This is a genomic window from Pseudoalteromonas luteoviolacea DSM 6061, from assembly GCF_001625655.1.
GTDB lineage: Bacteria > Pseudomonadota > Gammaproteobacteria > Enterobacterales > Alteromonadaceae > Pseudoalteromonas > Pseudoalteromonas luteoviolacea.
Map to the genome: position 1 here is coordinate 25,019 of NZ_AUYB01000095.1, position 12,410 is coordinate 37,428.

The 12,410-nt window shown below is 42.2% G+C and carries 10 protein-coding genes; 2 read left to right on the plus strand and 8 right to left on the minus strand.

Features of this window, described 5'->3' with window-relative positions; translation table 11 throughout:
• Position 1 precedes the first annotated feature (1 nt).
• The 8 genes from N475_RS07445 to queA form a co-directional block, all read right to left on the minus strand.
• Positions 2-793: a substrate-binding periplasmic protein gene (locus N475_RS07445; protein WP_063358711.1), complete on the minus strand. Its 792-nt coding sequence runs from the start codon at positions 791-793 to the stop codon at positions 2-4.
• Positions 794-1,007: 214 nt separating this feature from the next.
• Positions 1,008-2,786: a GGDEF domain-containing protein gene (locus N475_RS07450; protein ID WP_405127428.1), complete on the minus strand. Its 1,779-nt coding sequence runs from the start codon at positions 2,784-2,786 to the stop codon at positions 1,008-1,010.
• Positions 2,787-2,985: 199 nt separating this feature from the next.
• Complete coding sequence (locus N475_RS07455) at positions 2,986-3,516, minus strand: hypothetical protein (RefSeq protein ID WP_063358735.1); 531 nt, start codon at positions 3,514-3,516, stop codon at positions 2,986-2,988.
• A 164-nt stretch (positions 3,517-3,680) separates the two neighbouring features.
• Complete coding sequence (secF, locus tag N475_RS07460; RefSeq protein ID WP_063358709.1) at positions 3,681-4,622, minus strand: protein translocase subunit SecF; 942 nt, start codon at positions 4,620-4,622, stop codon at positions 3,681-3,683.
• Positions 4,623-4,630: 8 nt separating this feature from the next.
• A complete protein-coding gene (secD, locus tag N475_RS07465; RefSeq protein ID WP_063358708.1) occupies positions 4,631-6,490 on the minus strand; it encodes a protein translocase subunit SecD in 1,860 nt (619 codons plus the stop codon).
• Positions 6,491-6,511: 21 nt separating this feature from the next.
• Entirely contained in the window at positions 6,512-6,850 is a 339-nt protein-coding gene (gene yajC, locus N475_RS07470; RefSeq protein WP_063358707.1) for a preprotein translocase subunit YajC, read from the minus strand.
• A 32-nt stretch (positions 6,851-6,882) separates the two neighbouring features.
• The gene (gene tgt / locus N475_RS07475) at positions 6,883-8,013 is read right to left on the minus strand and encodes a tRNA guanosine(34) transglycosylase Tgt (RefSeq protein WP_063364978.1); all 1,131 of its coding nucleotides are present in this window, start codon (positions 8,011-8,013) and stop codon (positions 6,883-6,885) included.
• A gap of 202 nt (positions 8,014-8,215) precedes the next feature.
• Complete coding sequence (gene queA, locus N475_RS07480; RefSeq protein WP_063358705.1) at positions 8,216-9,253, minus strand: tRNA preQ1(34) S-adenosylmethionine ribosyltransferase-isomerase QueA; 1,038 nt, start codon at positions 9,251-9,253, stop codon at positions 8,216-8,218.
• Between the two features lie 269 nt (positions 9,254-9,522).
• Between queA and N475_RS07485 the strand changes: the two genes are divergently transcribed.
• Positions 9,523-12,030 carry a two-component system response regulator gene (locus tag N475_RS07485; RefSeq protein ID WP_063358704.1) on the plus strand — a complete coding sequence of 836 codons (2,508 nt, stop codon included), beginning with the start codon at positions 9,523-9,525 and terminating at the stop codon, positions 12,028-12,030.
• 154 nt (positions 12,031-12,184) lie between these two features.
• Positions 12,185-12,382, plus strand: a complete 198-nt coding sequence (locus tag N475_RS26030) for a hypothetical protein (RefSeq protein ID WP_081216044.1) — start codon at positions 12,185-12,187, stop codon at positions 12,380-12,382.
• The last annotated feature ends 28 nt before the right edge of the window (positions 12,383-12,410 follow it).

Genomic DNA, 12,410 nt, shown 5'->3' on the forward strand with positions numbered 1-12,410 from the left:
ACTAATAAAAAGGATTAGTTAAAGGCAGCATATGACTACTGGACAGCATATCGATATCAAAATACCGTACAAGTAAGTCATGGTACGCGCCACTTTCCCTCATCTTTTTGAGACCTTGGGCTAACTTAGTTGCTAGCTCAGGGTTCTCTTTGTTTACAAAAAAATAAAACCTAGCGGGGTAAGATAAGTAATAGTCTGGCACTATCATTAACGCTGGATTATTCTGACTCGCCAATTCAGACTGTGCTTCCACAATCGAGCGTGGAAAGTAATCAGCTTTCTTTGCCAATACCATATCGAACATAGCTTGATAGTTTGCTATCGGTTTTACTTCTAGTCCATTGCTTGCAAGGATCTTAGTATCAGGCCAGTCATGTCCTTGTACTGCTGTATAACGGCTTAATTGGGCTAGCTCTGTAATCGATTTAAATTGCTCATAATGCGCTTTGTGAATGACCAGTACCCGCTTGCCAATCAGCCCATCAAATAATGGAAACTTAACCGCGATGGCTAGCTTTTCTCTCGCCGGACTGGTCATACTCCAATGTAAATCAACACGCCCTTTACTTAACGCCATTAGCGTTCTTTGCTGGTGGGGATGCACTTTCACATGTTCTATATTAACGTCATACTCAGCAGCTATTAACGCTTGCTGCAGCAACTCATAGAGAAACAAATCACGGTCATAGAGCGGCCTTTGTTCTTTTGCCACATAAATGGTTGGCTTGCTCTGCGAAGCAAACGTACAGGAAGTTACGACGATTAAACAGACATACATTAATATCTTCATCATGATAGCGACTCCCTTTAGGTCCTTCTGGACATGGTGATTGCATTGGTATTTATAAATATATATAACCTGACGAAGAATTTCTCTTCGCCTTAAGTATATATATTTCATATTTTATATTCACAAAGCAATAAGGTTTCGTTGGATCACGATAAAATTACTCCATGAGGTTAAATTCCCCCATGGAGTAGATAGACTGAATACAATGTCAAAAACTCTACGGCAGGTTCGCCGCTGCTTCAAGCCTTACCATAGGAGCACTCGGCTTTCGACGGCTGCACACAAACAAATAGCTGTTTCTATAGCGTTTGGCTTCCTTTTTGGCGTCTGTCGCCAATGCAGCTACTTGATGACTATTGTGGCAAGAATGGACATCTGGATTCACAAGGCCGATAGACAAAGTGAGTAATGGTACAAATTGCTTTTGACCTTCTCGGTTTGTAGCCCAGTAGCCACCTGCTGAAACGTGCTCTGGAGTAAACAGTGACTTAGAGCGCGCTTCAAATTGCTCGATGATCTGATGACAGAGGGATTCTGCATCGGCCCCGTCAAATACTACCATGAAGTCATCTCCGCCAATATGCCCGACAAAACATAAGCTTGGCTTGCATACTTCGAGCGTCACATCTGCTAGCAACTTAATCACGCTGTCGCCACTTGCGTACCCATAGAGATCGTTAAACTGTTTAAAGTGGTTAAGGTCTATATAGCCCAGAGAGAACTCATGCTTCGCTTTTAGCCTTTGCTCAATTGCCTCATTAATTGCTACGTTACCAGGCAACATTGTCAATGGATTAGCATGTTGCGCATGGCGAATTTTCTCTTCGGTGATGTGCTTTAAAATGTCTCTAAGCGGTGCAAGTCCCAAATATTCACCCTCTTTGGTAATCACAATATGCCTGCGAATATCAAACTCATTCTCGGTGATCATTTGGCTCACATAATCCAGCTTTTGCTGTTCATCGACGATCAAAGGCTGCTTATCCATTAACTTTACAACAGACTTTTTATCAAACAGTGCATGACCATAAGGAGAAGCAAATACTTCTGTAAGCTGGTCGCGATGTAATAATCCAACAGGTTGCCTGTTATCATTCAATACGGCAATACTCATTAACTGCTTGTTTTGCTCAAACCGCCGGTGTGCATCGAGGCACTGCGTATTGGTATGTATTGCTGTGACGTCTGTTGCTAGCCAACCGATTGCCATAGACTGTTCAAATTGACTCGAGGGAGATGCGGGCTGGCTCAGCGATGTTGGCTTCTCATTGATTTTATTTAGCTCTTCTTTTGGCCGACAACTTGGCCTAGCTAATAAGAAGCCTTGCGCATTCACAATACCAAGCTTTTTCAATAATCTAAGCTCTTCTTCTCGCTCTATCCCTTCGGCAATAACAGCGGTATTAGTAGCTTTGGCTAGATCAATAATAGACTTTAGAAATTCCCGTTTAACAATACTTTGGTCACAGTAATCGATAAAATAACGGTCAACCTTTACAAAATCAGGGCATAGTTCAGACCACTGTTTTAAACCTGAATAGCCAGCACCCAAATCATCAATGGCAATTTTAAACCCCAGCTGGCGATAATGTGATATCGTTTTGAGTAGTAAAAAGCCATCATCCACCTTGTCTTGCTCAGTAACCTCTATCACTACTCGATTACAGTTAAGACCAGCCTCTTCAATCAAATGTAAAGTTTCGCCTTTTGGATGATGTGGATCGAGCAAAGCCTTGGGGCTCACATTGAGAAATAATTTGCCAGGCAAATTAAGTGAAGCAAACTGCTCTATGGCCTTTTTTCTGCATAGCAGCTCAAGTTCAGATAGTCGGTCATACTTACTGGCTGCAGCGAACATTTTATCAGGCAGCGTAAGATCGTTATCTATACTACCTCGACTTAACGCCTCAAAACCAAGGACCTTCTCTTTCGCAAGGTCAAAAATAGGTTGAAACATTGGATACACAGCTTCGTTGCTGAGAATGTCATCCAACATGGATTTTATAGGATCCACAGGTACAGCCAATCTAATTAAAGTGTTCAATAATCAGCCAAATTATCAAGTTTTTATGACAATTAGATTGCAATCAGATGAGATTTACCAATTTTGGGGATGAAAATTGTGCATATTCGCACGATAAAATGATGAAAATATGGAGAGTTAGGTGAGAGTTAAACTCTCACCGTATGATGATTTAGTTTAACGCTCTTTCCACTTGGTCAAAGTGTGCGATAACTTCTACGATTTCTAACTCAGCATCTTGGTACTGAGCATTTTCAGTAAAGCCAAGTTTTGCAATTGCTTGCACTGTCGCTGGGTGAACCAACAAGTCTTTAGCGTGGTAACACACAGGATCGCTATACTTAGGTAGTTTGCCGTCTTCATGGTAACCACTTTCAATTTCTTCTAGTGGTAACGAAGGGATTAAATCAGCGGCTTTATCTAGCGCATCTAAATAGTCCTTACATTGAGGGTATTTAGTGACGAAGTCAGAAAGCACGTTACGTGAAGTCGCAACTAAGTTTGCAGACTCTTGCTCTAGTTCAGACGCAGGCTTTTGCTCTCTAATATTGGCTAAAAGCGATTTGGCTTGTGATTTATACTGACTTAGAGCGTTTTCAGTCACTGGCGCTTTTGCTTCTGGCTGAGTAGTTTGTGTGCTTTCTTTCTCCGAACAAGCAAATAAAGCTAATGCAGCACATGCAATTCCTAGCTGTTTATACATACTATCCTCAAAATCTTTATTATTGATAACAATTCTCATTATACAGTCTTGTCATCATTTTGAAACAACAAAGGCCACATTAAATGTGGCCTTTTTGATTTTGATCTAGAGGTCTTGCGTTATTGTATTCAGAGTAATAAACGCATACCAGAAAGAAGCCCTACCTATGGCATAGCATCCAGATCGGCACCTTCTTTTTCAACTTCAACCGGGATCAGATCTTCTTTGCTTACCCCCATTGCAACAGCGACAGAGCTTGCAACATAAACTGAAGAGTAAGTACCAATGAAAACACCAAATAGTAAAGCTGTCGCAAAACCGTGGATGGTTTGACCACCCCATACAAATAGCGCGATCAATACAAGAATAGTCGTGATTGATGTTACAAGTGTACGGTTCATTGTCTGTGTCAGCGATATATTAATGATCTCAAGAGTATCGTCGATACGCACCTTACGGAAGTTTTCACGAATACGGTCGGATACAACAATGGTATCGTTAAGCGAATAACCGATTACCGCCAAAACTGCTGCCAAAATGGTCAAGTCAAATTCAAGCTCAAGTAGAGAGAACAGACCCATCGTTAAGATCACATCATGGAATAGCGCGGCAACCGCACCAACAGCAAAGCGCCATTCAAAACGAAATGCTACGTAGACCAAGATGCACAGAAGTGCTGTCAACATAGCTAAGCCGCCATCTTCCTTTAGATCTTCACCCACGCTTGGGCCTACAAATTCGATACGACGCATCTCAACGCTGCTGTCGGCCAATTTCAGTGCATCTATAAGTTGATTGCCAATAGTTTCTGCTTTTTCACCTTCACGTGGTGCAATGCGTACCAATACCTCTTGGCTTGAGCCAAATAACGTCACCGCTGCGTCGGCAAACCCATTATCAGCAAGTACTTTACGGATCTTGGGTAGATCTGCAGGCTGTGAAAAGCCTACTTCTACCGCAGTACCACCTGTAAAGTCTAATCCAAAGTTCAGGCCTTTGATCATAAACGATGCAACAGACGCCAAAATCAGTAATGCCGAGAAAGCCATCGACAACTTGCGCGCCGACATAAAGCGAATGGTGCTTGATAAATTTAATAACTGCATATTCGCTCCTAGATCGACAACTTGTTGATGCGCTTACCGCCAATGAAGGCGTTAATCACTGCACGAGTACCGATGATAGCTGTAAACATCGACGTTAAAATACCGATTGCTAATGTCACAGCAAAGCCTGCAATTGGACCAGTTCCCACCGAGAACAAAATAACCGCTGCTATTAATGTTGTGATATTTGCATCGAAGATTGTGCTAAAAGCACTATCATAACCATGATGAACTGCTTGCTGTGGGCTTCGGCCATCTGCCAGCTCTTCACGAATTCGCTCAAAAATCAGTACGTTCGCATCTACTGCCATACCGACAGTCAGTACAATACCCGCAATACCAGGCAGCGTTAGTGTTGCACCACTTATCATCGACATCACACCAATGATCATTACCAGGTTCGCAGCAAGCGCCAAGTTAGCAACTAAGCCAAATCCTTTGTAATACATCAACATAAATGCAAGGACAAATGCAAAACCAAGGACCACTGCCGTCATACCTGCCTCAATATTTTCCTGACCAAGGCTTGGTCCTACCGTACGTTCTTCTACGATTTGAATTGGCGCAACCAATGCACCCGCACGCAGTAGTAAACTCAAGTTATGCGCTTCAGCGGGGTTATCTATACCGGTGATACGGAACGAGTTGTTCAAACGTGATTGAATGGTCGCGACGTTAATCACTTCTTCCACTTTAATTGGAGGAAGCGCTTTTCCTTCAGCGTCAACTTTGCCCGAGGGCTTGTACTCGATAAATACCGTTGCCATGCTCTTACCAACTGCGCGTTTGGTAAATGCACTCATTTTAGCGCCACCTTTGCTATCAAGGTTAATGCTCACTTGAGGACGTTGGTACTCATCCATGCCCGATTGCGCACCAGTAATATGCGAGCCCGCTAAGATCACACGTGTTTTTAGTACAACTGGATAGCCATCTTTGTGGTAAAGCACTTCACTGCCAGCTGGTACTCGACCTTGCGCAGCTGTGCGTGTATCTGCACGCTCGTCTACTTCACGGAATTCTAAAGTCGCCGTTGCACCTAAGATTTCTTTCGCACGCGCAGTGTCTTGCACACCAGGCAATTGAACGATAATACGCTCAGAGCCCTGACGCTGTACATTTGGCTCAGCGACGCCTAGTTGGTTAATACGGTTACGGATGATTGTTTCGTTTTGCTTGATTGCGTAATCGCGTAGCTCACGCTTTTTTAGATCGCTTAAACTTGAAAAGAACGCTAAGTCGTTGCTGCTGTCATTAACAAATACATTGCCTGGATAGCGATTCTTTAAAAAACGTTCAGCCGCTTTTTTGTCTTCTTCTGAACGCATAACAACTTGAATGCGCTCACTGTTAGCAACTTGGCGAATCGTACGATAACGCAGTTTTTCGCCACGTAAATCACTCTTAAAGTCTTGTTCCATCTGCTCGAGTGCTTTGCCCATAGCCGTCGCCATATCGACTTCCATGGTAAAATGAACACCACCGCTTAAGTCTAAGCCGAGCTTCATTGGGTTAGCGCCAATGTTTTTCAGCCAATCAGGCTGTGCTGGAGACATATTAATTGCCGAGATGTAATCTTCGCTCAGAGTGTCACGTAGGATATCCTGCGCTTTTAGTTGATCTTCAACATTTTTAAAGCGAATAAGCACTTGCCCTTCTTCAAGAACGGCAGATTTGATTGGTAAGTTGTTTGTTTGAAGTGTTTTATTTGCTTGATCAAGCACGCTTAAATCAGCGTCAGCCCCTTTCGTACCTGAAATTTGTATGGCCGGATCACGACCATACATATTCGGGGTAGCATAGAGAATGCCAACGGCCAATACAGCGAGTACAAGTAAATATTTCCACATTGGATACTTGTTTAGCACTGGATTATCCCTTTCTTATTGTTATAGCGACTTCATTGTACCCTTAGGTAAAACTGCTGCAACCGCTGATTTTTGAACTGTTACTTCAACTTGGTCATTCAGGGCAATTACCACGAAATCTTTGTCTTCAGCAACTTTCGAAACTTTACCGACAAGGCCACCTGAAGTTAGTACTTCATCACCTTTACCTAAAGCACCCATAAGGTCTTTATGCTCTTTTACACGTTTAGCTTGCGGACGGTAAATTAAGAAATAAAATACCAAACCAAAAATAGCCAACATAATAAGCATTTCCATACCACCACCAGCAGGGGCCGCAGCCGCTGTGCTTGCATGGGCGTTAGAAATAAATAAGCTCATTGCTTTTCCTCATTTAATTTTGAATAAAACGGTTACTCTGCTTCTACATCAGCTAAAGGCGGAACAGGCAGGCCTCTACGCTCATAAAAGTCAGCGACAAATTCATCAAATGTCCCTTCACTCAGGGCATTTCTCATACCTTCCATCAAACGTTGGTAATAACGTAAGTTGTGGATGGTGTTCAATCTTGCACCCAAAATTTCATTACACTTGTCTAAGTGATGTAGGTAGGCACGAGAGTAATTCTTACAAGTGTGGCAATCACACTCAGCGTCTAAAGGACTTGTATCTGTTTTGTGAACTGCGTTACGGATTTTAATCACACCGTCCGTTACAAACAAGTGTCCATTTCGAGCATTACGTGTTGGCATAACGCAGTCGAACATGTCGATACCACGGCGCACCGCTTCAACTAAATCTTCCGGTTTACCAACCCCCATTAAGTAACGAGGCTTTTGCTCTGGCATTTTATATGCGCAGTGGTCAAGGATTTTAACCATTTCTTCTTTTGGTTCACCTACTGACAAACCACCTAACGCATAGCCATCAAAGCCAATATCTTCTAAGCCTTTTTGTGATTCTGCACGCAGCTCAGGGTACATACCACCTTGGATAATACCAAATAACGCAGATGGATTATCACCGTGCGCTTCTTTTGAACGTTTTGCCCAGCGTAAAGATAACTCCATCGAATCTTTGGCTTCTTTTTCTGTTGCTGGGTAAGGCGTACATTCGTCAAATATCATTACGATGTCTGAACCTAAATCACGCTGAACTTCCATTGCTTTCTCAGGAGAGAGCATGATCTTTTCACCGTTAACAGGTGATTTGAACAACACCCCTTCTTCAGAGATTTTACGCATTGCGCCTAGACTGAATACTTGGAAACCACCTGAATCGGTCAAAATTGGCTTATCCCAGTTCATAAAATCATGTAAGTCACCGTGCTGCTTAATAATTTCAGTTCCTGGGCGCAGCATCAGGTGGAATGTGTTGCCAAGACAGATGTGTGCACCTGTTTCATTCAACTCATCTGGGGTCATACCTTTTACAGTACCGTAAGTACCAACTGGCATAAACGCTGGTGTTTCTACTACACCACGTTCAAAAACCAAACGTCCACGACGGGCCTTGCCATGTGTACAATCTAATTCAAATTTCATAATTACCTCGTGTCGGAAAAACAGTCCAACAATTATTAACCAATGACTTTTTCCCATGTAGGGGTCATATAAACCGTCAGATTCTACCAATAAAGGCCGAGCAATTCTAATATTGGGGCTAAAAAGCGATAAATAAAGTCACAGTTAAAAAAGGCACAGACTAAAAACAAAAAACCCGGCAATTTGCCGGGCTGTCGTTTTATTATTTAGTTTGTCGAGTTAAGAACATCGCATCACCATAACTGAAAAAGCGATAGCGTTGTTCAATTGCCGTTTCATATGCATTCATGATGTGCTCCTGCCCAGAGAATGCACTCACTAACATAATTAGGGTGGACTCAGGCAAATGGAAATTTGTGATCATCACATCAACCACATTAAATTGATATCCTGGATAGATGAAGATATCAGTATCACCATAGAACGTTTTCAATTCGCCGCCATGCACTTTTGCAGCTGATTCTAGCGAACGCACAGAAGTTGTTCCTACTGCGATAACTCGACCACCACGACCCTTACAACGTGCAACCGCATCTACGACATCAGCTGGCACTTCAATATACTCAGAGTGCATATTGTGATCTTTAACATCATCTACACGCACTGGTTGAAAGGTGCCCGCACCAACATGCAATGTGACGAAAGCCATGTCGACGCCTTTATCTTTAAGCTGAGCCATTAAAGTATCATCAAAGTGCAAACCTGCTGTTGGTGCTGCAACTGCACCTGGCTTTTCACTATAAACTGTTTGATACCTTTCTTTATCGCCTTCTTCATCTGGACGGTCAATATATGGGGGCAATGGCATATGGCCAATCTCATCTAAGATGGTCAACACTGAATGCTCACCTTCGAATGCCAATTCAAACAACTCTCCATGGCGTGCAACCATGGTCGCCTGCGCTTTGCCTTCCAAGATTAGCTCAGCACCAGGCTTAGGTGACTTACTTGAACGAATGTGTGCGAGTACTCGATGCTCATCCAAAATACGTTCGACCAATACCTCAACCTTACCACCTGTGGCTTTTTGGCCAAACATGCGAGCCGGGATCACTTTAGTATTATTGAAGATGATCAGGTCCTCTGGCTCAATTAGATCAATAATATCTTTGAATATCTTGTGTTCAAGCTCACCACTGTCTCCATTAAGGGTTAGCAAGCGGCTACTCGTACGTTCCGCTTTTGGGTGACGAGCAATTAATTCATCTGGAAGTTCAAAACTAAAGTCAGCTACGCGCATGTAGACCTCATATTCGTGCAAGTTGGCGGCAAGTCTAGTGCTGCACGGAAATGAAATCAAGCAACATAGGATATCTATTCATACTTTTTAGCCCCTTGTAAGCTGCCTCAAATAGCTTTACTCTACTGGCTATTACACGTGCACGCGCGTGACGGCCAGCCATAACAAGTTGAGTGAGGTATTGCTAAAAAGGCAATATAAAACAGTCTAATAAATTGATATGGGCAATAGAATACGAACTAGAAACATGGGTTTGAGGTAGTAACGCCATGGCAAAACAGCTGACTTTATTACTCGTCAATGCGGATCATATCGAGCGCCAGACCGTAATAAGAACGTTACAAAAGCTTAATGTATTCCAAATAATAGAGCTCAGTGACACCCAAGCAGCACTACAACTGTTGAAGCAGCAGGCTGTCGATTTAGTTATTAGTGGTCTCAATGTGGGCAAGATTGATGGTTGGCGTTTCTCTCGAATGATTCGTTCTGGACTACTTAAAACCCCAAAAAATACCCCTATTGTACTTATTCCACCGACTTATTGTGAACGTATAGCAGAAACGACTGCACGCAGTTACAGCATTGATGCGGTGCTTCCTTTGGAACGACATGATGTATTACCGCAAGTTTTAGCCAATGTATTGTCCACTCATTTGCACAAAAGTAGCCGCCTAAACCTATTGCTGCTTGAACACAACGAGAAAAAAGCGTCGGATATCATCGATCACCTTGCTTTGAGTTTTTCTACTACGCATGTCATATCAGCCAACACTGCGCTCTCAGAGTTTTTACAAAACGATTACGCCATTGTTTTACTAGATGCAACCTCAACAAGGGCTGAGACGACCAAAGAGCTAGTGGCCAATATATTGCAACACAAACCAAGCCAGGCCATTGTGACTATTATCGACAACCAAGATGCTGACTATGCTGAACAGTTACTGCTGTTGGGCGTGACTGATTTTGTCCGTACTCCTTATAATTTGTCTCTACTGAGCAAAGTCTGTGATCACGCTGCGCGTCGTGAAGATTTTATGGTGAGCTATGCTGAATTTGCCAATAAAGTAGAGCAACTAAGTCGTAGCGAACAGAGCTACAAAGAGCTATTCTCGGCCCACCAAAGAATATTACTGCACCTGAATACAGTTGTGCTTGAACTTGATGGCAAAGGAACCATTAGATTTATTAACCCGGCTTGGGAACAACTTACTGGATACAAGCTAAAAACAACACTGTCTACCCAATTATGTGATTATGTCTTACCCGAGTACTTGCCTAAATTGCAGTTAGTCGTTGAAGAGATCTTGAGCGGAGCACAATCTTCTACCTTTGAACTGCAAATCAAGCACCATACCGGTGCAGCAATATGGGTCGAGTGTCGTTTTCAGCTGATTAAGAATAAGACCAGTACAACCACAATCACCGCCACCATTGATAATATTCATGAACGCAAAGAAGCTGAATTGCAATTAAGACATTTAGCGTTGCATGATACCTTAACGGGGCTCCACAATCGCTATTACTTTGATCAACAACTCAATCTATTTTGTCAGCAAGCAAAACTTCAAAAAGACATTGAACATGCTTTGATTTACATAGACTTGGATCATTTTAAGATCATTAATGATAGTAAAGGGCATCAGCAAGGCGATATTGTTCTGCAAGAAGTTGCCCAGCTATTCGGCGAGCATATCAGTCAAGAGCACCTCATCTTTAGAATTGGGGGTGACGAGTTTGCGGTCTTACTCAAGAATAAACCTCTGCTTGAAGCACATATGATGGCTGAGGGTATCTGTAGTGCCATTGAAAATCATCGCTTTCATTCAGAAGAAGCGAGCTATACCATTAGCTGCTCTATTGGTCTCACCCAGATTACTCAAACTAATAGCGATCCAAATGAATGCCTAAAACAGTCCGACATCGCGCTGTACATTGCGAAAAACTTAGGTCGTAATCTCGTCCATTGTTACAGCAAAGAAGACGACAAGAATAGCACACTGCAAACAGGCTTAGAGTGGGGGCATAGTGTTAGAGAAGCACTAAAAAATAATCAACTTGAGCTACACTATCAACCTATTTGGGACTTTAAAAACAATACCATTGCCTACTATGAAACCTTGCTTCGTCTGGTCATTGACGACAAGCTCATTTACCCCAATCAATTCATTCCAGCGCTGGAGTTACTAAACGATACTTATTTAATGGATCAATCCGTCATTAGAGAGAGTATTAAAGCGGTAGCAATGCACCCAGAGCTTCATCAGGTATCACTGAACTTGTCTGCTCAATCATTTTTAGATGAGAGACTAATGCCACATATTCAAAGTTGTTTACGAGACTATCAGGTGCCTGCTCATTGCATTATTTTCGAGATCACTGAGTCAGCCAGTATAAACAATCTAGCTGCAACGCAAGCGATGATAAAACAGCTTAATCAGCTCGGTTGCCATTTTTCAATCGATGACTTTGGAACTGGTTTTAGTACTTTTAGTTACCTGAAACAATTACCAGCACAGCATGTTAAAATAGACGGCTCCTTTGTTCGTGACATGCTAAATGACCCTATTGATCTTGCGCTGGTCAAGGCAGTCAACGACATTAGTCATTCTTTAGATAAATATTCAGTTGCAGAGTATGTTGAAAACAAAGAGATTTTTGAGGCTCTAAAGGAAATTGGCGTAGACTACGGACAAGGTTATTTTATCTCCCGCCCATTGCCAATTGATCAACTAAAACATGCGCTAGAAACTATTTTATCACTAAAAACAGCGTGCTAACCAAAATGGGTAAAAAAGTCGCTGCAGTACAATAAAAACTCAACTATAATTAAAGCTCGCAATAAAATGTCACCTAGTTTAAGTTACTTACATAAAACTAGGCGACATCTAATGGATTTGAGCACATCTCGCAATGGAATTCGAGGAGCTAAGTATGTTTCAGTTTATTCTGTTTTTATCATTGGTACATTGTATGATAGCCTTGCAATGTTACCGCTGCGCCAAACAAAAAGGGTATCCAACTAAGTTATTCACTTTATTGGGCTTTATCCCATATTTTAATTTAGTTGTTTGGGTATATTTATTATTTTTACCCAACATTATGTCACAGAGTAGACTCAGCTCTACTTAAACATTGAGTGCTTAGTCTGCAAACTTAC

Bases quoted from the DNA above. Each gene is read 5' to 3' on its own strand.
- N475_RS07445 (WP_063358711.1), bottom strand. From the start codon at position 793: ATGATGAAGATATTAATGTATGTCTGTTTAATCGTCGTAACTTCCTGT.
- N475_RS07450 (WP_405127428.1), bottom strand. From the start codon at position 2,786: ATGTTGGATGACATTCTCAGCAACGAAGCTGTGTATCCAATGTTTCAA.
- N475_RS07455 (WP_063358735.1), bottom strand. From the start codon at position 3,516: ATGTATAAACAGCTAGGAATTGCATGTGCTGCATTAGCTTTATTTGCT.
- secF (WP_063358709.1), bottom strand. From the start codon at position 4,622: ATGCAGTTATTAAATTTATCAAGCACCATTCGCTTTATGTCGGCGCGC.
- yajC (WP_063358707.1), bottom strand. From the start codon at position 6,850: ATGAGCTTATTTATTTCTAACGCCCATGCAAGCACAGCGGCTGCGGCC.
- tgt (WP_063364978.1), bottom strand. From the start codon at position 8,013: ATGAAATTTGAATTAGATTGTACACATGGCAAGGCCCGTCGTGGACGT.
- queA (WP_063358705.1), bottom strand. From the start codon at position 9,253: ATGCGCGTAGCTGACTTTAGTTTTGAACTTCCAGATGAATTAATTGCT.
- N475_RS07485 (WP_063358704.1), top strand. From the start codon at position 9,523: ATGGCAAAACAGCTGACTTTATTACTCGTCAATGCGGATCATATCGAG.
- N475_RS26030 (WP_081216044.1), top strand. From the start codon at position 12,185: ATGTTTCAGTTTATTCTGTTTTTATCATTGGTACATTGTATGATAGCC.